The following is a 22,050-nucleotide window of genomic DNA, read 5'->3' as shown; positions in this document are numbered from 1 at the left end:
ACGAGAGGAGGGGCCCTGCGCGATGCGCAGGGCCCCTCCTCTCGTCTGTCTCAGAGACCGTCCGGCACCGGCTGTGACGGGTGCGGTGCGTCGCCCACCGCCGCCTGAGCGTGCCACATGTCGACCTTCAGACGCTCGCGGATCTCTGCGTACGCGGGATCGTTGTAGACGTTGCGCTGCTCGGTCGGATCGGTCTCCAGATCGTAGAGCTCCCAGTCCGTCGGGTACTGGGCGCCGCTCGTGCCCGGCAGGCCGAATCCGTCGTTGTAGAAGAAGATCAGCTTGTACCGCGCGTCCCGGTAGCCGTAGTGCGCGGGAGCCTTGTGGTTGTGATCGTCGTTCTCCCAGTACCGGTAGTACATGCCCGGGCTCTCCGGGCTGTCCGGGTGGGCGGGGGAGATGTCTCCGGCGAAACTGCGTCCCTGCATCCGCTCGTGCGGCGCCACCCCGGCGAAGGCGAGGATCGACTGGGCGAAGTCCACGTTGGTGACGATCCCGTCATGCGCCTGTCCGGCGGCGATCGCACGCGGGTAGCTCATCACCAGCGGCATGCGCAGCGATTCCTCGTACATGAATCGCTTGTCGAACCAGCCGTGGTCACCGAGGAAGAAGCCCTGATCGGAGGCGTACATCAGCAGTGTGTCCTCGAAGTCGCCCCGCGCGCGCAGCCAGTCGATGACCTCACCCACGCCGTCGTCGACGCTGGCGACGCAGCGCAGGTAGTCCTCCATGTAGCGCTGGTACTTCCACAGCGCCTCCTCCTCGTAGCTGAGCCCTTCCGGCGGCGTCTGCTTGAGGTCTGTCAGCGTGAGGTGGTCGGCCACTCGCATCGCGGCCCGTCGGGCCGAGGCCGAACGCGTGGCGTAGTCGTCGTCCCAAGTCACCGGCAGCGGAATCGGGTCCGAGTAGTCGTCCTGATGCACGTCATCGGGCTCCCACGGCCGGTGCGGTGCCTTGTGATAGATCAGTACGCACCAGGGCGCATCCGCGTCCTCCGGGTCCGTCCCGAGGGAGTCCACCCACTGCGTGGCGAGGCGCGTGATGATGCGGGTGGCGTAGCCCTCCTCGACCCGCTCGCCGTGTGCAGAGAGGAACAGCGGATTCCAGTACTCGCCCTGTCCCTCCGAGCCCACGAGCACGTCCCAGTAGTCGAAGGCCTGCGGGTCGTGTCCGTCGCCGTGGCCCATGTGCCACTTCCCGACGATCGCCGTGCGGTATCCGGCCGCCTTCAGCTGCGATACGAACGTGGGCTGCGACGCGTCGAGCGGGGTGACGAGGGTGGTCACCCCGTTCACGTGACTGTAGGTGCCCGTGAGGATCGAGGCACGACTCGGCGAGCACAGCGCGTTGGTCACGAAGCAGTTGGTGAAGACCACACCGGCGTGGGCGATCTCGTCGATGCGGGGGGTGGCGTTCACCACGGACCCGTAGGCGCCGATCGCGTGCGCCGCGTGGTCGTCCGTGAGGATCATCACGATGTTCGGGCGGCGCGGTGGTGTCGTGGTCTCGGTCATGCGTTGTCGTCCTTTCCGACCTGGGAGATGCGCCGGATCACAGCGCGCTCGGCTGATAGGTCTCGTTGTCGAGCACTGACTGGCTGGGGTCGTAGTCCAAGCCGCCCACCTCGTACATCGCGGTCATCCAGTGGTAGAAGTTGTCGCCGCGCTCGCGCAGCAGCCGGTAGAGGCGGGTCAGCAGGCGGGTGCGCAGCTCCTCGTTCTCCGCCAGCTCGTACACGTTCTGCAACTCGTGCGGATCGCGCTCGAGATCGTAGAGCTCGTTGATCGAATCCGGGTTGACCACCAGCTTGTAACGACGGGTGCGCAGCATGCGCTGCGGATACGGGAAGTGATGTCCGTGGAACTCGCACACGATGTCCTCCTGCCACGCAACCTCCTCACCCGCCACGAGCGGCAGCAGCGACCGTGAGTCGACGGCCGCGGAGGTGTCCAGTCCCGCAAGGTCCAGAATCGTCGCGGTGCAGTCGGTCAGGCTCACGAACTCGTCGCGGACCACCCCCTCGGGAGAGCCGGGAACACGGATGATCCCGGGAGTGCGATAGATGTCCTCATACATCGCCGGGCCCTTGTCGTGGAGGCGATGCGCCCCGGTGAACTCACCGTGATCGCAGGTGAAGAACACGGAGGTCTCCTCGGCCAGCCCGAGCCGTTCCAGAGCCGCGATCACGCGGCCGATCTCATGATCGATCATGGCGACATAGCCGTGGTAGACGGCGATCAGCTTGCGCGACTCCGCCTCGCTCATGGTGTCGAAGCCCCAGTGCGCTGAGTAGTTCTGCTGCACGGGCGGCTTGCCGTGGAAGTTCTCCGTGGCCGACACCGGCAGCTCGACGGTCTCGGGATCGACCAGGTCGAAGTACTCGTCCGGCACGATGTACGGCAGATGAGGACCGAAGAAGTGCAGGGCGAGGAAGAAGGGCCGCTCTCCGGTGCGGAACTCCTCCGCGTACCGCTCGATCATCTGAATGGCACGCGTGGCGAGATAGTGCTCGAACGTGGCCTCCAGCGGCTGCTGCAGGCGGGCCGCGAGGAGGTTTCCCGGCCCCCCGTTGGGTAGCACCCCGCGGATGCGGTCGGTGATGCGGTAGGGCGGCAGGCCCTCCTCAGCGAGATAGGCGAGGTAGTCGGGATGCTCGACATCGTTGTGCCAGCCGTCGATCGGAATGCCCTCGAACCCGTAATCGCTTGCCAGGCGTTCGGTGCCGGCGTGCCACTTGCCGAGCAGCCCCACGTTGTAGCCCGCACCGCGCAGTTGCTCGGAGAAGGTGAACGTGTGATCGGGGAGGTCTTCGATGTACCCGACGTTGCGCTCATGGTTGGCGAGCACCTTGTGGCGGAACGGGGCCTGTCCGGTGAGCAGGCTCGCCCGTGAGGGCGTGCAGATCGCGGTGGGGGTGTACCAGCTGTCGAACCGGGCCCCCGTGGCGGCCAGACGATCCAGCGCCGGGGTGGGGACACGCTGGGCGCCGTACGCACCCAGCGTGTCCACCCGGTGCTGATCCGTCATCAGGAACAGCATGTTGCGAGGTGTCGTGCTCACTTGCTCGCGCCCGTGAAGAGTGCGGAGTCGTAGTACGCCGACGGCTCCAGCGCCGTGGCGTCGAGCTTTCCGGAGTCGGTGAAGTAGCCGTTCATCGCGGTGAGCCAGGTGTCGACGGTGCCGTCCGTGCTCAGTGTCTCGAGTTCTTCGGTGGACATGAGCTTCACGTTCGCTGCATCGGCCTTCACGGTCTCGACGTCGAGGGCCAGGAACTTCGCGACGAGCTCGATGGTCTCATCCGTGTGCTCGTAGCGCCATTGGTTGGCTTCCTTCAACGCGGCAACCACGCGCTGCGCCATCTCGGGGTTCTTCTCGATCACGTCGGGGCCGGCGACGAACGACGACGGGAAGGCCATCTGGTCCTCGAAGTCCGAGTTCTGGGCCAGCTCGACGAGGTCCGGCACCTGCTTCTTCAGCGTTCCGATCGCCGGGTACCAGAGGCCGGCGGCATCCACCTGCCCCGAGCCGAAGGCGGTGACCACGGCGGCCGGGTCCATGGGAATGACGGTGACGTCTGCCTTGGTCATCCCCGCTTCTTTCAGGGCGAGGGTGAGGATCATGTCGCCGGAGGTCCCTTCCGGCACCGCGACGTTCTTGCCCTTCAGATCCTCGATCTTCGTGATACCGGGCTGGGCGATCACGCGATCGGCCTGCCCCAGCGAGTTGATCATGACCATGGTGGCCTTGCCGGAGGCGGGCAACCAGACGGCGCCCGGACCGATGTAACCGAAGTCGAGGTCGCCGGTGCCCATGGCCTGGATCTGCAGCGGACCGTTGGTGAACACCACCGGGTTCACCGCGAGTCCGTGCTCAGCCCAGATGCCCTGGTCCTCGGCGACGGCGAGGAGGCTGGTGCCGTTGAAGTCGCCGATGTAGCCGAAGTTGACGTCGATCGTCTCGCGCGGGGCATCCGCCGATCCGCTGCCGCCGGCGGGCGCGGGGGCGTCGGTGCCGCCCGTGCATCCGGTGGCGACGAGGGCGACCGATGCGGCGAGCGCGAGCGCGCCGAGGAGCCTGTTCGTGATTCGCATGATCTCTCTTCCGATCAGACCGCGGGGGCGGTCGGGTTCTGGTGGTAGACGGCTCGCCACACGCGGTTGCGCAGCTCGGCGAACTCGGGGCTGAGACGAACGGACTCGTCTCGGGGGTAGGGGAGATCGACGTCGATCACCTCATGGATGCGCCCGGGACGTGCCGCCATCACGACCACACGATTGGCGAGGATGACGGCCTCGTCCACGTCGTGCGTGATGAACATCACGGTGCGCTTGTCCTGGCTCCAGGTGTCCAGCAGCTGCTCCTGCAGCCGGACTCGAGTGAGGGCGTCGAGAGCGCCGAACGGCTCGTCCATCAGCAGCAGCGACGGGTTCACGGCATAGGCGCGCGCGATGGCGCAGCGCTGCTTCATCCCGCCGGAGAGCATCTTCGGCAGTGCGTCGGCGAACTGCTCCAGGCCGACGAGACGGATGTAGTGCTCGGCGCGCTCGCGGCGCTGCGCCGCCGGGACCTTGGCGACACGGAGCCCGAACTCGACGTTCTTGCGCACCGTCAGCCAGGGAAACAGTGCGTACTGCTGGAAGATCATCCCGCGGTCCGGTCCGGGACCGCGTACCGGGATGCCGTCGACGAACGCGCCACCACCGGAGGGCGTCTCCAGCCCGGCGAGGATGTTCATGAGCGTGGACTTTCCGCAGCCGGACGGGCCGACCACGGTGATGAACTCGTTGTCGCCGACGTCCAGGGAGACGTGATCCAGAGCGATGAAGTCCTTGTCCTTCAACGGATAGACGCGGCTGACGTCCTGGACGCTGATCTTGGGGGTGTTGTCGGTCATATCAGCGGCGCTCCTGCCACGAGGTGAGCTTCTTCTCGGTGGCGAGCAGCAGACGGTCCATGACCAGGCCGAGCACGCCGATGATGATGATCCCGACGAAGATCGACGGGAGATCGTAGAACAGCTGTCCCTGCTGCATGCGGTAGCCGAGTCCGACGGACGCGCCCAGGAGCTCGGCCGCCACGAGCGTGGCCCAGGCGGAGCCGAGGCCCACCCGCATGCCGACGAGGATGAAGGGCACCGATGCCGGGATGACCACACGCAGGAAGATGGTCCCGTCCTTCGCTCCCAGCACGCGAGCCGCGTTGATGAGCGTGCGATCGACGCTCACGACGCCCTGGAACGTGGAGATCACGCATCCCAGGAATGAGGCGAGGAAGATGACGAAGATCTTCGGGACCTCACCGATGCCGAGGAGCACGATCACCAGGGGCAGCAGCGCCAGCGGTGGAATGGTGCGGAAGAACTGGATCCACGGCTCCATCAGCCCGCGCGCGATGGGGTACCAGCCCATGAGGAAGCCGACCGGGATGGCGACGATCGAACCGAGCAGGAAGCCGCTCAGCACACGCATGAGCGACATGCCGACGTCCTTGTACAGGGCGCCGTTGTCCGCGAGGGCGACGGCCTTGGCCACCACCTCGGGCGGCGTGGGCAGCTGGAACCCGGCGAGGGCGAGTAGCCACCAGATCGCGATGCCGCCGATCACCGACACCGAACCGAGGATCAGCGACCGGGCCGACATCGAGCGCGAACGCACGCGGCGTCGGGAGCGGGTGGCGATGGATCGCGTCGACTCCAGCGCGGTCATCACGGCGCTCCGGTACGGGCAGGGATGGTGCAGGTCATATCGCGCTCCTTCGCGCTCGGGGTGACAGGGGACGGTCGTCGTCGCGGGACGGCTGCGCCGGATAGGCCGCGAGCAGCGGGGACTGGTGGAACAGAGCGAGCACGGCGCCGAGCGCGCCGTCCTCGTCGCCGCCATGAGCGGCCCGGATCTCGGGGCTCGATTCGATCACCGGGAACAGCTCGAAGTGCAGCGTGTCGGCGGCCGCGCGCAGCAGGGTGGGAGATGCCGCCACGATGTCGCCGCCGATGATGATCTGCGCGGGGTTGAGGGCGATAGCGGGTCCGGCGAGGGCGCGGCCCACCGCGGCACCGGCGCTTCGCAGCACCTCGTCGACCACGGGATCCCGCCGCTCGATGTAGGGCAGGAGCTCACCGAGCGAGGCGACATCGCGACCGCGCTCGCGGCACGCCGCCAGGATCGCGGGCAGGCTCGCCACGGATTCCATGCAGCCGTGCTTGCCACATCGGCAGGACGGGCCGCCGTCCACGACGCGGACGTGTCCCACCTCTCCGGCCAGCCCCGCGGAGCCCGTCACCAGGCGGCCGCCGACGATCACGCCGCCGCCGACGCCCTCACTGAGACGAACGTAGATGATGTCCTGACCCTCGCCCGGTGCCCAGGTGGCCTCGGCCAGGGCAGCGAAGCGGGTGTTGTTGTCGATCAGCAGCGGCACGGCGTACCGGTCGGCAAAGGCGCGTCGGACCTCTTCTCCGGCGGGAGAGCGTCCCCATCCGGCCGGGGCATCCAGCCCCTGCTGCGCGACGGGGCCGGGGACGCCGATACCGATGGCCTGGAGGTTGCCGAGATGCAGATCGGCGTCGGCGAGGACCCGGTCCACCAGGGCGAATGCGACCTCGACACGTTCATCCCATGCGGTGCTGTCGAACGAGGCGGTCCCCGACCCGACCAGTTCGTGCGAGGCGTCCGCGATCACCACCTGCACGCGGCGATGGGTGAACTCCACTCCGATGAACTGACCGGCGCGCGGATCCAGTGCGAGGCGTTCCGCCGGGCGCCCACTGCCGTGCCGACCCGCGGCGTCCGTGTCGACGACCACCACGGCCCGCCGCGACAGCAGCGCGGCCGCGACACCGGACATCGTGGTGCGCGACAGGCCGAGGGCGTCGGCGAGCTCGCCGCGGGTCAGGGCTCCCTGCGCGCGCAGCAGCTGCATCGCACGTTCCTCGTGCGTGGCTGCGGTGATCGGATGCACTCCATTGGGCTGTGGCACAGGGCCACGCTAGGCAGGCGGAATTTTTCCGTCAATGGACCGATAAAAAGATTCTCAACTTCCTCCGAAATGCGGTCGAATCGGGTCGTCCGCCCGCGGGACGTCGCGAGTGGCGAGAGGGTGCTCGTGGGTCGCGTAGCGTTGTGTGGTGACATCCTCCGCCCGTCCCCGACTTCCGCTCTGGCTGGCGATCGCCGGTGCCGTGTTCATCGGAGCCCTGACAGCCGTTCAGGCGCGGGTGAACGGACTGCTCGGTGCCCGGCTGGAGGACGGCTTCGTCGCTGCGGCCATCTCGTTCGGCTCGGGGCTGGTCCTGATGATCGTGATCTCGCTGAGCCTGCCGGAGGGGCGTCGCGGCTTCCGTGCCCTGAGGAGCGGCCTTCGCGACCGGACGGTTCCGCGGTGGATGGTGCTGGGTGGTCTCGCCGGTGCCCTGACGGTGACGACGCAGGGCCTGACGGCGGCGATCATCGGCGTCTCGCTGTTCACCGTCGGAGTGATCGCGGGGCAGGCGTTGTGCGGACTGCTGATCGATCGCGTCGGTTTCGGCCCCGCAGGCGTGGTTGCCCTCAGCCTCGGACGCATCGGGGGCGCCGCGCTGGCGCTCGCGGCCGTGGCGGTCTCCCTCGGAGGTGACGCTCTGATGCGGGTGCCGTGGTGGATGCTCGTGATGCCGTTCGCGGCCGGTGTCGGTATCGCGTGGCAGCAGGCCGTCAACGGACGGCTGCGCGCGCAGGTGGGTACGCCGCTGACGGCTACGCTCGTGAACTTCATCGGTGGCACAGCCGTGCTGCTGCTGGCGGCCGTCATCGCGGTCCTGGTGATGGGGCCCACCCAGCCCTGGCCCACCGATCCCTGGCTGTACCTCGGCGGCACGATGGGCGTGATCTACATCTTCCTCAGCGCCGCGATCGTCGCCCGCACCGGGGTGCTGCTGCTCGGACTCGGCAGCGTCGTCGGCCAGATCCTGACCTCGGTCGTCATCGACCTGCTCTGGCCGGTGCCCGGGGCGGGTTCCGTGTGGCAGGCGGCCACGATGGTGGTCCTGGCACTGTCATCCGTCATCGTGGCCGCCGTGCCGTGGGGTCGTCGCGCGCGCCGCTGAGACGCGCGCGACGAGGTCACTTCTTCGACTTCTTCTTTTTCTTCTTCTTGGTGCACTTCTTCTCGGGCTTCACGGCTTTCGCGATGGCCGAGCCGGACCCGGTGGGCATCGAGGAGAGGAAGGTGGCGGCGTCGATCGGGCGACGTGTTCGCAGCCGCTCGTCGGGCTTGCCGCCGACGTAGAGCCAGCCGAGCAGCTTCTCGCCCGAGTGCAGTCCGTGTGCCTTGGCCACTGCCCGCGATCGCGTGTACCCACCGGTGCGCCAGATGACTCCCCAGCCGGCTTCGTCCAGCAGCAGGCTGAGCATGTGTGCGACGCCCGAGGCCACGGCCTCCTGCTCCCATGCCGGAACCTTGCCGCTCGGCTTCTCGGAGAAGACCACGGCGATCAGCAGGGGAGCCCGTAGCGGCTTGGTGGAGACGCCGTCGTGCCCCTCCGCCTTGTGGATCGCACGGCCGAGACGTACCCGGTCCTCACCGCGCAGCTCGATGAGCCGCCACGGCTGCAGACTGGAGTGATCGGCCACGCGGCCCGCCGCCTCGATCAGGCGAACCAGTTCCGTGCGATCGGGCGCGGCGTCGGTCACCTTGGAGGCGGAGCGGCGGCGCAGTGCTGCCTCGTACGCGCTCACTCGGCTTCCGGCGTGAACGACAGTGCGAGCGAGTTCATGCAGTAGCGGTCGCCCGTGGGGGTGCCGAAGCCGTCCGGGAAGACGTGTCCGAGGTGCGAGCCGCAGGATGCGCACCGCACCTCCGTGCGTACCATTCCCAGCGACGTGTCCTCGATCAGCTCCACGGCTTCGGGCCGAACCGACTCGTAGAAGCTCGGCCAGCCGCAGCCGGAGTCGAACTTGGTCCCGCTCTGGAACAGCTCCGCGCCACAGGCTCCACAGGTGTAGAGACCCGCGCGGTGCTCATCCAGCAGCTCGCCCGTCCAGGCGCGCTCCGTCGCGGCTTCGCGGAGCACCGCGAAGCGAGCCGGATCCAGCTGCTCGCGCCACTCCTGCTGGGACTTGTTCACGGTGTACGACGCGTTGTTCTCGCTGTGCGACATGTGTCCTCCTGGTTTCTCTCCATTCAACACCGCCGGCCGGCTGCCTGTTCCGCGTGGACCTGTGTGCTGGGAGAGAATGAGCGGGTGACCGTCTCGAACGTGCAGGAGCGCTATGCCAGGTTCGCGCGGGAAGAAGCACCCGGGCGCAGCGAGGTGTACGAACGGTGGGCTCGTGCCGTAGCGCAGGATTCGGCCTCGGCCGCGGTGATCGCCACGCTGCCGGAGCAACGTCGCCAGCCCCCGCTCGTGTTCGCCCTCGCGCGCGTGCTGGGAGCGGGCGAGAGCACTCACGAGCTCACCGAGGTGCTGCGGACGCAGGGCGCGCGGCTGCGAGAGCTCGCAATGCGCCGATCGGTGCAGACCAACGAACCGCTGCGCTGCGCGGCGCTGCTGCCCGCGCTCTCGCGGATCACAGAGCCGATCGCGCTCCTGGAGCTGGGCGCGGCCGCCGGACTCTGCCTCTACCCGGATCGATACGCCTACCGATTCGCCGCGTCGGAGGGAGCGATCACGGTGGGGGAGGCGTCGAGCGCCGTCGTTCTGGAGAGCCACTGGCGCTCGGATGGCCCGGTTCCCGCCGTCCTCCCCGCCATCGGCTGGCGCGCCGGGGTCGATCGGGACCCGCTGGATGCCCGCAACACGGATGATCGGGACTGGCTCACCGCGCTGGTGTGGCCGGGAGAGGCCGGGCGAGCGGAACGGATCGAGGCGGCGCTCGACGTCGTCGCCGCCGATCCACCCGCGCTGTGGCCGGGTGATCTGGCGACGGACGGGGCGGCGGTGATCGCGGCCCTCCTCGCTGAGGTGCCGGGGGAGCTGACGCCGGTGATCTCCACGCCCGGGATTCTGCCCTTCCTTCCCCGCGCCGCGCGTGCCGAGCTGATCGGCGCGATCCGATCGAGCGGTGCGCGGTGGATCACGATGGACGCCCCGGGGCTGCACGACGGATGGACCGCGCCCGTTCCCGATCTCGCCGAAGGCTTTGCTCTGGCCCTCGACGGTGAGGTGATCGCGGCCGTCGACCCAGTCGGCCGCTGGGTACGCATGCTGGACTGAGTGTCGGTGGCCCGCCGTAGCGTTGCCGTCATGAACGCCACCATCCTCACCTCACGAGACATCGCCATCCTCGATTTCGAGTCGCGCTTCCCGATGCACTCGGCGCGCAAGGAGGAGGAGATCGTCACGGTTCTCGACCTGTCGGCCGTGCGCTACTACCAGATCCTGGGCCGGCTTCTGGATTCCCCGGCCGCGCTGGCACATGATCCGCTTCTCGTGCGGCGGTTGCGCCGCCTTCGTGATGCGGATCGTGCGCGCCGCACGCCGCAGCGCGCGCCGGTCCGCGCGGCGATCGCCTGATGCCGGTCCGGCGCTTCCTGCACGTGGCTCTCGGACACTCCCGGTAGCATCGTCGGGTGCCCACCAACACTCAGCCGCGCGACCGCTTCGACGACGTGCCTCGCGAACGTCACCGGGTGGGCGCGCATCGCGCCGAGAACCCCCGGATGCGTGCCGGGCTGATCGTCCTCTGGGCGGCCGTCGCCGCGGTGGTCCTGTTCGCCGTGGGTGTCTTCCTGTCGCTGCTGTGGACGGATCGCATCTCCTTCGGCCCCGAGCCCTCCACGCCGGCCGCCGTCGAATCCACGGCTCCCGTCGGCGCTGTGGACACCAGTTACACGGTGTGGATCCTCAACGCCGGTCCGGACCCGGCGCAGACCGACCGTGCGAAGTCGCTCGCGGTCGGTGTCGGCTATGCCGAGGACGCCGTGGCGACCTCGGAAGCGGACCAGCAGGACTTCGCGACGTCCACCGTCTACTTCAGCGACGCGGCCGACGAGGGGCCGGCGCGAGCACTGGCGTCCGCGCTCGGTATCGCTCAGGTCGCGCAGAGCGACGCGTACAAGCCGATCGACGACTCGGCGGGCCGTCAGCTGACCGTGGTGCTGGGCGTGGACTTCGGCGCCGACGCCGGCTGACCCCGTCGAGCCGGCCCGGGGGAGGTCTCTGGGAAGGCGGTGTGCGTCGCTTGCACTCTCCTAGGTCGAGTGCCAGAATGAGGATTAGCACTCATCCTCATCGAGTGCTAACGAAGATTCGCCTACGTCCGGGAGGGACGACACACACATGGCAAAGATGATCGCTTTCGACGAGGAGGCCCGTCGTGGCCTCGAGCGCGGCCTGAACATCCTGGCCGACGCCGTCAAGGTGACGCTCGGCCCGCGCGGTCGCAACGTCGTGCTCGAGAAGAAGTGGGGCGCCCCCACGATCACCAACGATGGTGTCTCCATCGCCAAGGAGATCGAGCTGGATGACCCGTACGAGAAGATCGGTGCGGAGCTCGTCAAGGAGGTCGCCAAGAAGACCGACGACGTCGCCGGTGACGGTACCACCACCGCCACGGTTCTGGCTCAGGCGCTCGTCCGCGAGGGTCTGCGCAACGTCGCGGCCGGCGCCGACCCCATCTCGCTCAAGAAGGGCATCGAGAAGGCTGTCGCTGCCATCATCGAGCAGCTGCACGCCAACGCGAAGCCGATCGAGTCCAAGGAGCAGATCGCTGCGACCGCGTCGATCTCCGCTGCTGACACCGCCATCGGCGAGCTGATCGCCGAGGCGATCGACAAGGTCGGCAAGGAGGGCGTTGTCACCGTCGAGGAGTCCAACACCTTCGGCACCGAGCTCGAGCTCACCGAGGGCATGCGCTTCGACAAGGGCTACCTGAACCCGTACTTCGTCACGGACCCGGAGCGCCAGGAGGCTGTCTTCGAGGACCCGTACATCCTCATCGCCAACCAGAAGATCGGCAACATCAAGGACCTGCTGCCGATCGTCGACAAGGTGATCCAGGACGGCAAGGAACTGGTCATCATCGCCGAGGACGTCGAGGGCGAGGCTCTCGCGACGCTCGTGCTGAACAAGATCCGCGGCATCTTCAAGTCGGTCGCCGTCAAGGCTCCGGGCTTCGGCGACCGTCGCAAGGCTCAGCTGCAGGACATCGCCATCCTCACCGGTGGACAGGTCATCACCGAGGAGGTCGGTCTCAAGCTCGAGAACGCCACCCTCGACCTGCTCGGCCGCGCTCGCAAGGTCATCGTCACCAAGGACGAGACCACCATCGTCGAGGGCGCCGGTGACTCGGCTCAGATCGAGGGTCGCGTCACGCAGATCCGTCGCGAGATCGAGAACACCGACTCCGACTACGACCGCGAGAAGCTGCAGGAGCGCCTGGCGAAGCTCGCCGGCGGTGTTGCTGTCATCAAGGCCGGCGCTGCCACCGAGGTGGAGCTCAAGGAGCGCAAGCACCGCATCGAGGACGCCGTCCGCAACGCGAAGGCCGCTGTCGAAGAGGGTGTCGTCCCCGGTGGTGGTGTCGCGCTGATCCAGGCCGGCAAGACCGCTTTCGAGGGGCTGTCGCTCGAGGGCGACGAGGCAACGGGTGCGAACATCGTGCGCGTCGCCATCGAGGCTCCGCTGAAGCAGATCGCCGTCAACGCGGGCCTCGAGGCCGGCGTCGTGGCGCACAAGGTCGCCGAGCTCCCCTCGGGCTCGGGCCTGAACGCTGCCACGGGTGAGTACGGTGACCTGTTCGCACAGGGAATCATCGACCCGACCAAGGTCACCCGTTCGGCTCTGCAGAACGCTGCGTCGATCGCTGCGCTGTTCCTCACCACCGAGGCAGTCGTCGCCGACAAGCCGGAGAAGGCCGCCGCTCCCGCGGGCGACCCGACCGGTGGCATGGACTTCTGATCCAGCACTTCTGAAAGCACGGGGCCTCGGCAACAGCCGGGGCCCCGTGCTTTTTCGCATGCAGGATCAGCGGAACATGCTGAGGGCAGCCTGCTCGGTGTCCGCGTAGTTCCGCGCCGCCGTGTCGAGGGCCTGATGGATCGAATCCAGCGAACGCTCGACGATCTGCTGCGTGCCCCGCCATTCCTCCACCGTGGCCTGGAAGGCGGCGGAGGCGCTGCCCGTCCAGGAATCACGCAGCGCTGTGAGCGAGGCCGTGAGGCCCGCCACCTCCGCCCGGATCCGATCACTCGACGCACGCGCGGCACCTGTCGCGCTCATCACTGCTTCACTGTCAACCGAGAACAATCACCGGGGTGTTGAGTGGTGATGAGGGCCCATGGCTCCCGCATGATTACGCGGAATTCATGACGTCTCGCGACGGGCGTTCATGTGGCGTCGTGGGAGTTTTGCGGACTGGATGCGGACTGCGGGCCGTAGGGTGTCGGTGGCTGATGGTCGAATGCACCACATGCAGGAGAGACAGCAGAACGACAGAGAGCGACCCTGGATCACCCGCGAGGAGGCGCTGGACCGTTTCGCTCTGCGGCTTGCGGAGATTCGCGCCGAGATGCGTGCGGGCACTATAGAGCCTCCGCCGACGAGTGATGACGGTGGGGCGAAGGCTCCCCGGCTCAGCCGGGATGATGGGGTGGACCGGGCGGCGCTGCGTCTCGCTGAGATCCGAGCAAAGATGATCGCGGAAGCTGCGTTGGAAGCGTGCGCAGTCGCCCCTGAACCGTCACACGACAGCACCGGACCCCACGTGGGCACCGGCGTGCGGGACAGTGTTCCTGCGGCCATGCGGCTGTTCACCGTCGTAGAGGCGGCCGAGCTCCTCCGGGTCGGTCCAGACTGGGTGTACGAGCGGATCAACCGAGGCCTGCTCCCGGTGGTGGAGCTCGGTGAGACGCGGAAGAACCAGCGGATCCGGGGGAGTGACTTGGCGGAGTTCATCGAGGCCAGGGTCTACGGCGCGCGCTGACATGCTTGCGCGTACGATGTCGGGTGGAGCACGGTAGGCAGTCCCCGCGGACGGCCGCGGCGTGCCCCCGTCGAAGCGTGGCGGACAGTTCACTCGGACAGTCCAGCCGCGCTTCAACAAGTCCGAGATAGGAACGTCTGGCGTACGCCATCGCGTCGGCTGCCATCGGCCTTCCGATCGCGGTTGCGTTGGAGTCGTTGATGTGGCCGATGAGCTGTCGTAGCTGGCTCTATCTGACGCTAGCCTGCGGGGATGGATCTGATTCCCGAGACCGTACATCGAACGCTCGCCTACGTTGATGCAGCGAATCGCGCCGGCGTACCACTCAGAGCGGACCAACTGCGCCAGTTCGCTGCCGCGCCGTTACCTTTGCCCAGGCTGACGCGGCGGTTGGGGATCTTCTCATTTATGGACACGCTCGAGGACGAGCGTACCGAGCTGAGAGCTGCGGAGACGCCCGACGCGTTCGCGTTCAGGGTCCATTGGCTTGAGGGGCAGGCGAGTACGGTCACCATCACAGCGTTAGGGCGTGCGATGCTGCGGCATGCGGAGATGCGCCGGGACATCAGCCCAGAGGCGACGTCAGCGCTCTCAGTCACGATCGATCCCGAAGACCCGCTCGCCTACGCACGCATATTCGAACTGCTATCGATTCATGGAGATGGCCTGCTCATCGATCGCTACCTCAAGCTCGAGGGTCTGGGGGATCTGCTCTCGATGTCGACAGCGACCCGCGTTCTTACGGGCGACGACAGCCGCAGCGGACGGTTGGGACGGTTCGCTCGCGTGGTTGGACCCGAGGAGCGAATGGAGGTGCGCACGGTACCAGCGGCCGACTTGCATGATCGGTTCTTCATTCCGGACAGTGGGCCCGTGTTCGCGCTCGGGTCGAGCTTGAACTCGATCGATGCCCGGCCAGGCGTCGTGACGACAATCTCGGAGGCACCAGCGGCCGCGGTGCGCGGCATATACGAATCAATGTGGGCAGGCGCGTCGCCCCTACCAGCAATGCCAGCGGACACCTCGACAGACACGTGACAGGTGCACTCTGAGATGCTCTGAGCACATAGGGTTATCAACTCGCCTGGTCGTCAGCTCACGGTCGACAGAGTCGAAGTCAAGCTCGACGGGATCCAACACATGATGCGGATTCGCGAGCTGGGTGACGGGAAGACCCTCGCGCCGGGCGAGAGCTTCGAGTACCTGCGCGTGCCGGCGCCCGGCGAGAAGAAGCTCACCGTTTGGTATCGCCTCGATGACGAGCCTGAGCAGCGAGGGTTCATGGTCGCGCTGTGACCGCTGAAACGGCGTACACGAGCCGTCCGCTGAGTTGAACCGGCGCGTTGTTTCGGCGCTAGGGGGATATCCTCTAGGCCACGAACCATGACCGACGAGCAAGAACCCGATGGGTGCCGTGCAACGCAATCAGGCCGCGGGTGCTCAACCCGCGGCGCGGCGGCCTACTGCGGCATGGCGTATCAGACGTTCCGCAACCGCCTAAGACGATTGCTTCTCTTAACGGCACGAGCGCGAACGCTGGTGAGCGATTCTGTCTGAGCGGCCCGTGTATACCCTCGGGTGGCGTGTAACTGGGTGCATCGTCGCATCGTGAGGGTAGAGCGGGGAGTGCAGTACGGCTTCAACGCATGCATGATGCATGGAAAACCGCAGATGGGGTACTAGATCCTGCATTCCGTGCAAGCCGGGCAGGCATTCTGAGTTAGTCCCTCGCGGCTCCATCACGCACTTGGCTACGGTGGTCGAGTTCGTTCGCTTGAGCGGACCTGATCCAAGATCCTGGGGGTTCTTATGTTCATCGAAAATAAGGGTGAGTTCGTCGCGTGGGGTGGCTCGACAGAGGAGCGTCGTCGTGGACGCACCGCAGTCGCGGAAACTCACGCAACCATCAAGGTGAAGGATGCGGCGACGATGGAGCGGTGCCTCGCGGCGCTGGCAGCATCGGATGCGCGTCTTGCTTCGCCCAAGATGGGCACCAAGCCTGGAGGGTACGACTGGACGGTCGTGTACAAGGACGTCGCGGAGGACGGCTCCGGTAACATCCACTTCGGCGTCGTCTGGTACGACCAGGCATTCTACGAGGGACATCGCAATACCTTCCAGGGGCACTTCCACGGTCAGGTCTTCGCGGACCTCGGTATCTCGGCAGACGACTTCTCTGTGACTCACTGGAACAAGGACCTCGCGACGGCCTAGTCCCTCCATGCTTCGCTCTCGAATGAGGCGAAGCGCCGCCCAGCTGGCGCTTCCGCTCGCGTTCCTCGTCCTGACCTTCAGCAGCGGTGCTACGACCCTCGCGGTAATGGTCTCGCTCGCCGAGTCAGAAGGCGCCAGCTGGGCGGTTCCCGTTGTAGTGTTGTGCTTCTCGATCCCGCAAATCCTCCTTGCACCGTTGGGTGCACCTCTCCTGGATCGGCTCGGCCCACGCACGGTAGTGTTGCTTTCGACGGCCGTGCAAGCGACGCTGCTGCTCAGCGCGGCAGCATTCCCTCGGCAAGAGATCATCATCGCGATGGTCGCGATGAAGGCGGCCGCGTCGTCCCTAGACAGCGCCGCCTTTCTTCTCCTAGCGGACAGAATGCCGCGCCTTAGCGGCAAGGAGACAACCGCTCGCCTTTTCGCTCGTCTTGATACCGCTAGGCTCATCGGTTCCCTGGTTGGACCGCTGATCGGGGGCGCGGTCACTCAATATGCGGGTGTGTCCTGGGTCTTCGTCATCGATGCGGGTGCCATTGCTCTTTGCGGGGTCATCGTCCTCGTCACTCCACATGTGCAGCAGCCGACGGTCCCCGCACCCGCAAGCTGGTGGCAGCGCGTGAAAGAGGCACCGACTCTACTGGCGCGCAACCCAGCGACCCGGGCTGCGCTGCTGGGGCTCGCCGCTGCGATCGTGTTCACATCGTTCTATTCGGTTGCGGAGGTGCTTTACGCCCTTGACGTACTACGGCTCGACCCCGTGGGCTACGCGATCCTTGGCCAGTGCTTTATCGTTGGCCGGTTGGTTGGCGCCCAACTCGGCGCTCGGCTAACAAGCGCAAACGCACTATGGTGGCTCGTCGTCGCCACCTTCCTGATGGGGGCCGGGCTGTTCCTTCCCGGCGTGGTCCACAACAGTATCGTCGCGGGCGTGGGCTTTGTGATTGCAGGTCTTGCCAACGCCGCGCAAGTCGCTGCTATTCGACTCGTGATCGTCGGCGAAGTTCCTGAAGACGCGCGTGGACGCTCACTATCGACCATGGGGTCAATTAACCAAACAGCCGGGGTGGTCGGTACAGCCGTCGCTGCCCCCGCGCTCGCCCTGGTGGGGCCCGCCGGGCTTCTTGTTCTCGCGGGGTTGGGCACCATCCTTGCCGCAACCGCTACCTCTTTGGCGCGAGGTTACCCTCGTGCCTCCTCTCTGTCAGCTATGCAGCCGGAGGCGGTCGATTAATGGGGCCACGAGTGATGCGAATTGGCACGCTGCACCGCGGGAGCGATGATCTCCTGACTCGGACGTTCGATGAGCCGTACTACCTCGACACTCGTCGGATCGATGCCAGTGTCAGCACGACCCGTGCGGCACGGTACCGCGCCACTCATGATGTCCTCGTGCACCGACAGCTTGGCGCGAATCTCGTGCTTAATCTGGGAACCGGGCATTGGTTCGTGCTTGACTCCCTCGCTGCCGATGTACTGCGGTCCATTGCCGATCAGTGGGTCACCGCGGAAGAGGTCACCAATTTGCTCGGCGTCGGTTCTGTCGAGGCCATCGGTCTTGAAGCGACGCTTTCCGAACTTGCCGACGAAGCGTTGCTGGAAAGGTGTGATCGGTGAAACCCATCCAGCTCGTCTCTATCGCGGACTCCGACAACGATGCGTACACCCTTCTCCATGGAGAGCGTGACGACCCCCTGAATGGGCGACATGGGGTTGCTGCTGCGGTGCGTGACATCCTGCTGGGCTCCACGGCGATCGATGCATGGTGGATACTGACCGCAGATGGCTGGTATGACGCTGCATCAGGGCTACGAGTAGCGCAGGACATCGACCAGCTTCGCGACTACAGCGGTGTACTGTTCGACCCCCTTCGCCATTATCGCGATCGACTCGCGATGTTCCGCGCCCAGCACCAGCTCCCGTGGCCGATCGTCACCATGGCGCACAGCGTAGGATACGGGCCATGGGTTGCCCGGGGGCAAGCCGACCTGCTTTGGGATCCCCATCCCCAAGATGTCGTCCTCTTCCCGAGCGAGGCAGCACGCGCAGCTTGGAAGGAGCTGAATGAGCACCTGCAGCAGCTGAGCGGACGACCTACCAGTCTGCCGCAGACGGAGATCCTGCCGTACCACGTCACGAAGGTCCGTTCAGAGCACCGCGCAAGTCCCGCAGCCACTGAAGGTAGCGGACACATGCTTCTTACGATCGGTCGGCTCGATCCAATCGAGAAGTTCGACTTTGTCGCCTACGCGCGCGCCTGTCACGAAGTGGGGAAAGCCGATGACATCTATGTAATGATCGCAGGCCGGGAGCGCTCGCCCGACAGCACAGCGTGGATTGAGGAGATCTTCCGTGAGCTCGCACCAGATGTTCGGATCACCGTCCGACCCAACATCACCGATCGGGAGAAATGGGACCTGCTCTGGGAAGCCGCCGCGTTGATCCATCCCACCAACTCGCACGCAGAGAGCTTCGGGATCGTTCTTGATGAGGCCTCCGCCACGGGCCTACCGATCGTTGCATCGAACTTCTCGGGGCAGCCTGAGGCGCTGCAGGGGTATGCAAACGCCCGTTTGGCTACCGGGTCCTGGCCTTCGCCACCGGCGACAAATGCCGACACCCTTTTGCAGTTCGGACGGATGTCGGGCGGACGGATCGATCCCACGTCGTTGGCTGAGGGAATTCGGTGGGCGCTCACAGCAGGACGAACCACCGCGGGCGCGCACGACAGTGATTCCAACTTTGCGGACCAACTGTTGGAGACCTTGGCAAAAGCGGCGCCTGTGTGTTCGCGGACGAATTTACGTGGAATCACTTCACCACTCAGCGCTTTCAGCGACTACTGGCAGGAATCACGCTCTCAAGCATCTCGCGACCGCGCGGCCCGGTAGCGGGGCTTGTCTGTCTGCGGCGAGCTGCACGTCTCCGTACTCATGGTCTAGTGAGTCGATCATCACCCAGTGGGTGGGTTCGCGTTCCACGGCGCTGAGGATCGGGTGCCAGGTCATGCGCCCACGGTAGGTGGCACCTCCGACAACGACGAATGCGCCCCCGCACCCTGTGAAGGGTGCGGGGGCGCGGTGTGGTTCACGGTGGAATTAGCGACGTAGCCCTGCGATCATCCACGCCCCCACGGCGGTCGGGAACAGAACGAGAAAGGGGGAGGTGTGCTCGACCACTGCGCTGACGATAAGGAGCGTGACGGACACGGCGCAGATGAACAGGATCGCGAGTCGGACGCTGTCAGGATTCCGCTTCGCCTGCTGATGGCGTCGTGTCGTTGGTTGCGTCACCATCGGTGTCACCTCGCTTCGTACGCGTAACTTCGATCACAGCCCACTCGGTTCGGATGTTCCGACCCGGCTCTTTGGTGGTGGTCTCTCGTACCCTGAGCCAGAAGATGTCATTCTTGTGAATGGCTTCGCCGTGGTCAAGACCCCGGAGGAACTGTGCATCTTCGATGGTAGCCGTGCGGGTGCCATCGTTGGTCGTCTTGACTCGCCACTTCGCAGTGTTCTCGAAGTCGATGGCGCTCAGCACGGCCTCGGTATCGAAGAACCGCACGTCCTCCCACGGCTTCTCGGTCTCCTGGATGGCGGTGAGGTAGTCCGTTCGAATAGCGACCGCATCTGCAGGACTCTGAAGAATTTCCTCTGTCGTTTCGGTCACGGATGCATCGCGAACTTCGAGGACGTCCGCGTCGGTGTTCAGCGGGGCCATGATCTTGCTCAGTGCTTGGCGAGTCGGGCGCTTCATCTCTTGAAGCTTGTTCCACGACTCGCGCCGGAGTTCGCTGACAACGTTGTCGGACCATGTGACCTTCACATCACCATTGTCCAGATACTCGAAGTCGATCGGTTTGTGACCTCGCAAACTCCGGATCCCCGCTCCGATCGCCTGCGAGATGGCTTTTCCTGCATCCGCGCCAAACGACTTCGCAGCGGCAGATGCGCCCAGGGTAGCGACTGTGAGTCCAGCCGCGCCGATAGGGTTCGCGTTCACCCACGCGATTGCCTCAATGACGAACGAGCCCTCCTTAGGTGCTCGAATGCGGATGCGTGGTGCCGCGCCATCGCCGAACTCTCCAGCTTTGGTTAGCTCGCTGGTAAGGGCAATGAGCCCCTCGAGAACCTGCGCAAGATCCGATGCGCCGATGTCGTGCACATTGTTGTCCTCGTCCACGAAACGAAGCTGCACGACTCCGTCCTCGATGTCCTCGCGATCGCGCGTAATTCCGGCCATGTATCCCCCTCGGGTTTCGGGCTGTCTCCTGATCACGGTAGTGGATTGGCTGCCGCGCCCGCATTCCGGCAATTTGGCATCCGAAGAAAGCGCCCCCGCACCCGTGAAGGGTGCGGGGGCGTGCTGTTCTGGATCTACTCGGTGGGCTCCGTGCCAGGCGAGCGTGTATCGGGCGGGGTGTTGTCAGCGCCGATGTAGGAGCGCCACTGCCGGCGGGTCATGCCGACGGCCTCGCCGGACGCGAAGGTGTACTTGATTGCGCCACGCGGGGCTGTGCCGAGCCCGATCTTCGTGAGCTGATCGTTCACCCATGGCACGGCCATGAGGCGCGAGAGCGCGGCGCTGAGCGCCGCGGCGGCGGCGATCGCGCCGGACGCCCACGCGACCACCGGGCCGGGAAGCACGTCCTGTACAGCGGCGAGGATCTGCGGGGCGACCACGACCGTGGTCGCGAGGATCGCGGTAGCCGTGACGAACACGGCCGCCGCGGTACGCAGCGCCCGTTGCATGGGGAACCAGATCTTGTCCATCATCGTTTCTCCTTGGTGGGTGTTGTGTCTTCGAGGTCGTCGGGGTCCATGCCGAGCTCGCGGGCCATGGCGCGCACGACGTGGCTGGTCTGGTCGGTGCGGTCGCGGAGAGACTTGCCGGAGTTGGGGAAGACCTCGTGGTGGACGGCGTCGAGCTTCGTCGTCTGCGCCGTCTGGGTCGTCTCGATGGTCTGGAGGCGGACCATGACACCGGGGCGGGCGGGTTGCCCGTCCCGGGCGTCTTCACCGAACCAGTCATCGAAGAAGTGGCTCACGCGCTGGAAGAACGGGAGCACCTTCACGACGAACCCGACCACCCCGAACGCGACCGAGCTCAGCGCGAGCAGCCACAGCAGCACTGCGAGTGCGCTCTGAGCTTCCAACCACTCCGCGATCGGGGCGGGGATCACGACAGGGTGACCTTCACGTCGGCGAGGTTCTTCGCGACCTGGTCGAGCGACGACTGGACACGCTTCGTGCCGGCGCGGCCGGCCTCACCTTCGGCGGCGGAACGGGACCAGTACCGGCCGTTCGTGCCGTACACCTGGCCGCGGGTGACCTGCTCGACCACGGCCCACGGGATGAAGTTGCTGTCGATGACAGCGCGGAAGCCGACGTCGTCGAGGTTCTTCATCTCGCCGTACAGCACCTGCTGTGCGCCGAGCTCTTCCTGGCTGCCGATGTACCAGATCGACTCGGGGCCGACCTTGTAGCAGGCGCCGGTCTTGATCCAGCGGGCGATGGTGATCATGTTGTCTCCGTTCGTGGTGGCGGGTGCCGGTTCGGGGTCGTTGATGTGCTGGTCGTTCTCGGGGAGGTACTCGCCGTGCCAGGGTTCGTCGCGGTCGTCGTTGTACCGGGCGGTCTGACGCCACCCGTTCTCTCGCCACACCGCGGCGGCCGCGTCGTTGTACCAGTCGTCGGAGTCCACGGCGCGACCCTTGCAGTGCACGGACTCGTCTGCGCCGAGCGCGTACGGTGCCCACGGGCCGCCGCGGTACTTGTAGTCCTCCCAGGCGGCACGGTTCTTGTTGGCCTGCTCGGCGCTGCGGCCGGCGTCGTTGACGTCGGCGAGCCGTCCGAGCTGGCGGTCGATGCGGTGCACGGATGCGGCGGCGGCTGATTCGAGCCAGCCGCGGCCGCCGGTAAGTTGGGTCACCTGCATG

25 protein-coding genes are annotated in these 22,050 nt (G+C 66.2%); 12 read left to right on the top strand and 13 right to left on the bottom strand.

All coding sequences use genetic code 11. The annotated features are described in order from the left end of the window. Positions 1-50 precede the first annotated feature (50 nt). From ACIQJ5_RS11155 to ACIQJ5_RS11130, 6 genes are read right to left on the bottom strand one after another with little or no spacing between them, the layout of a single operon-like run. Positions 51-1,514 (bottom strand): sulfatase, encoded by a 1,464-nt coding sequence (locus tag ACIQJ5_RS11155; protein ID WP_402843868.1) that lies wholly within the window; start codon positions 1,512-1,514, stop codon positions 51-53. Positions 1,515-1,551: 37 nt separating this feature from the next. Further along, positions 1,552-3,060, bottom strand: a complete 1,509-nt coding sequence (locus ACIQJ5_RS11150; RefSeq protein WP_402843865.1) for a sulfatase-like hydrolase/transferase — start codon at positions 3,058-3,060, stop codon at positions 1,552-1,554. Next, positions 3,057-4,091, bottom strand: a complete 1,035-nt coding sequence (locus ACIQJ5_RS11145; protein ID WP_402843862.1) for an aliphatic sulfonate ABC transporter substrate-binding protein — start codon at positions 4,089-4,091, stop codon at positions 3,057-3,059. Before ACIQJ5_RS11145 ends, ACIQJ5_RS11150 begins: the two co-directional genes overlap by 4 nt. Before the next feature lie 14 nt (positions 4,092-4,105). Beyond that, positions 4,106-4,894, bottom strand: coding sequence for an ABC transporter ATP-binding protein (locus ACIQJ5_RS11140; RefSeq protein WP_231092185.1), 789 nt, complete (start codon positions 4,892-4,894; stop codon positions 4,106-4,108). 1 nt (position 4,895) lies between these two features. Beyond that, entirely contained in the window at positions 4,896-5,705 is an 810-nt protein-coding gene (locus tag ACIQJ5_RS11135) for an ABC transporter permease (protein ID WP_402843858.1), read from the bottom strand. 34 nt (positions 5,706-5,739) lie between these two features. Next, positions 5,740-6,975 (bottom strand): ROK family transcriptional regulator, encoded by a 1,236-nt coding sequence (locus ACIQJ5_RS11130; RefSeq protein WP_231092187.1) that lies wholly within the window; start codon positions 6,973-6,975, stop codon positions 5,740-5,742. Between the two features lie 148 nt (positions 6,976-7,123). Here ACIQJ5_RS11130 and ACIQJ5_RS11125 point away from each other — a divergent pair, with 148 nt between their 5' ends. Next, positions 7,124-8,080, top strand: a complete 957-nt coding sequence (locus ACIQJ5_RS11125) for a DMT family transporter (RefSeq protein ID WP_402843853.1) — start codon at positions 7,124-7,126, stop codon at positions 8,078-8,080. A gap of 16 nt (positions 8,081-8,096) precedes the next feature. On the opposite strand, the gene ACIQJ5_RS11120 is transcribed toward ACIQJ5_RS11125, so the two are convergent. Both ACIQJ5_RS11120 and msrB read right to left on the bottom strand, forming a co-directional pair. After that, positions 8,097-8,711, bottom strand: a complete 615-nt coding sequence (locus tag ACIQJ5_RS11120) for a nitroreductase family protein (protein ID WP_402843850.1) — start codon at positions 8,709-8,711, stop codon at positions 8,097-8,099. Continuing rightward, entirely contained in the window at positions 8,708-9,133 is a 426-nt protein-coding gene (gene msrB, locus ACIQJ5_RS11115; protein ID WP_231092190.1) for a peptide-methionine (R)-S-oxide reductase MsrB, read from the bottom strand. The genes ACIQJ5_RS11120 and msrB overlap by 4 nt, the downstream gene beginning before the upstream one ends. Before the next feature lie 84 nt (positions 9,134-9,217). Here msrB and ACIQJ5_RS11110 point away from each other — a divergent pair, with 84 nt between their 5' ends. From ACIQJ5_RS11110 to groL, 4 genes are all read left to right on the top strand, one after another. Next, on the top strand, positions 9,218-10,189 hold the full coding sequence (locus ACIQJ5_RS11110) for a DUF2332 domain-containing protein (RefSeq protein WP_402843848.1): 972 nt from the start codon (positions 9,218-9,220) through the stop codon (positions 10,187-10,189). A gap of 30 nt (positions 10,190-10,219) precedes the next feature. Beyond that, complete coding sequence (locus ACIQJ5_RS11105) at positions 10,220-10,489, top strand: DUF3263 domain-containing protein (RefSeq protein ID WP_402843846.1); 270 nt, start codon at positions 10,220-10,222, stop codon at positions 10,487-10,489. Positions 10,490-10,545: 56 nt separating this feature from the next. Continuing rightward, the gene (locus ACIQJ5_RS11100; RefSeq protein ID WP_402843844.1) at positions 10,546-11,106 is read left to right on the top strand and encodes a LytR C-terminal domain-containing protein; all 561 of its coding nucleotides are present in this window, start codon (positions 10,546-10,548) and stop codon (positions 11,104-11,106) included. A gap of 148 nt (positions 11,107-11,254) precedes the next feature. Further along, positions 11,255-12,874, top strand: coding sequence for a chaperonin GroEL (groL, locus tag ACIQJ5_RS11095; protein ID WP_231092194.1), 1,620 nt, complete (start codon positions 11,255-11,257; stop codon positions 12,872-12,874). 66 nt (positions 12,875-12,940) lie between these two features. On the opposite strand, the gene ACIQJ5_RS11090 is transcribed toward groL, so the two are convergent. Then, entirely contained in the window at positions 12,941-13,222 is a 282-nt protein-coding gene (locus tag ACIQJ5_RS11090) for a WXG100 family type VII secretion target (RefSeq protein WP_402843842.1), read from the bottom strand. A 493-nt stretch (positions 13,223-13,715) separates the two neighbouring features. Between ACIQJ5_RS11090 and ACIQJ5_RS11085 the strand changes: the two genes are divergently transcribed. From ACIQJ5_RS11085 to ACIQJ5_RS11055, 7 genes are all read left to right on the top strand, one after another. Then, on the top strand, positions 13,716-13,898 hold the full coding sequence (locus ACIQJ5_RS11085) for a helix-turn-helix domain-containing protein (RefSeq protein ID WP_402843840.1): 183 nt from the start codon (positions 13,716-13,718) through the stop codon (positions 13,896-13,898). A 252-nt stretch (positions 13,899-14,150) separates the two neighbouring features. Then, a complete protein-coding gene (locus ACIQJ5_RS11080; RefSeq protein ID WP_402843837.1) occupies positions 14,151-14,936 on the top strand; it encodes a hypothetical protein in 786 nt (261 codons plus the stop codon). A gap of 102 nt (positions 14,937-15,038) precedes the next feature. Beyond that, the gene (locus ACIQJ5_RS11075; RefSeq protein ID WP_402843834.1) at positions 15,039-15,194 is read left to right on the top strand and encodes a hypothetical protein; all 156 of its coding nucleotides are present in this window, start codon (positions 15,039-15,041) and stop codon (positions 15,192-15,194) included. A gap of 513 nt (positions 15,195-15,707) precedes the next feature. Then, complete coding sequence (locus ACIQJ5_RS11070) at positions 15,708-16,112, top strand: hypothetical protein (RefSeq protein WP_402843831.1); 405 nt, start codon at positions 15,708-15,710, stop codon at positions 16,110-16,112. Positions 16,113-16,119: 7 nt separating this feature from the next. Next, positions 16,120-17,346 carry an MFS transporter gene (locus ACIQJ5_RS11065; RefSeq protein ID WP_402843829.1) on the top strand — a complete coding sequence of 409 codons (1,227 nt, stop codon included), beginning with the start codon at positions 16,120-16,122 and terminating at the stop codon, positions 17,344-17,346. 11 nt (positions 17,347-17,357) lie between these two features. Beyond that, positions 17,358-17,729, top strand: a complete 372-nt coding sequence (locus tag ACIQJ5_RS11060) for a hypothetical protein (protein WP_402843826.1) — start codon at positions 17,358-17,360, stop codon at positions 17,727-17,729. Next, positions 17,726-19,003, top strand: a complete 1,278-nt coding sequence (locus ACIQJ5_RS11055) for a glycosyltransferase (RefSeq protein WP_402843824.1) — start codon at positions 17,726-17,728, stop codon at positions 19,001-19,003. The genes ACIQJ5_RS11060 and ACIQJ5_RS11055 overlap by 4 nt, the downstream gene beginning before the upstream one ends. A 352-nt stretch (positions 19,004-19,355) precedes the next feature. On the opposite strand, the gene ACIQJ5_RS11050 is transcribed toward ACIQJ5_RS11055, so the two are convergent. The 4 genes from ACIQJ5_RS11050 to ACIQJ5_RS11035 form a co-directional block, all read right to left on the bottom strand. Further along, the gene (locus ACIQJ5_RS11050) at positions 19,356-20,354 is read right to left on the bottom strand and encodes a hypothetical protein (protein WP_402843821.1); all 999 of its coding nucleotides are present in this window, start codon (positions 20,352-20,354) and stop codon (positions 19,356-19,358) included. Positions 20,355-20,488: 134 nt separating this feature from the next. After that, positions 20,489-20,887, bottom strand: a complete 399-nt coding sequence (locus tag ACIQJ5_RS11045; protein WP_402843819.1) for a hypothetical protein — start codon at positions 20,885-20,887, stop codon at positions 20,489-20,491. Beyond that, a complete protein-coding gene (locus ACIQJ5_RS11040; protein WP_402843816.1) occupies positions 20,884-21,294 on the bottom strand; it encodes a hypothetical protein in 411 nt (136 codons plus the stop codon). The genes ACIQJ5_RS11045 and ACIQJ5_RS11040 overlap by 4 nt, the downstream gene beginning before the upstream one ends. Next, positions 21,291-22,049, bottom strand: coding sequence for a hypothetical protein (locus ACIQJ5_RS11035; RefSeq protein WP_402843813.1), 759 nt, complete (start codon positions 22,047-22,049; stop codon positions 21,291-21,293). The genes ACIQJ5_RS11040 and ACIQJ5_RS11035 overlap by 4 nt, the downstream gene beginning before the upstream one ends. Position 22,050: the final 1 nt, after the last annotated feature.

Source organism: Microbacterium sp. GXS0129 (assembly GCF_044769785.1).
Lineage (GTDB): Bacteria > Actinomycetota > Actinomycetes > Actinomycetales > Microbacteriaceae > Microbacterium > Microbacterium nymphoidis.
This window is presented reverse-complemented; position numbering and strand designations above follow the sequence as displayed.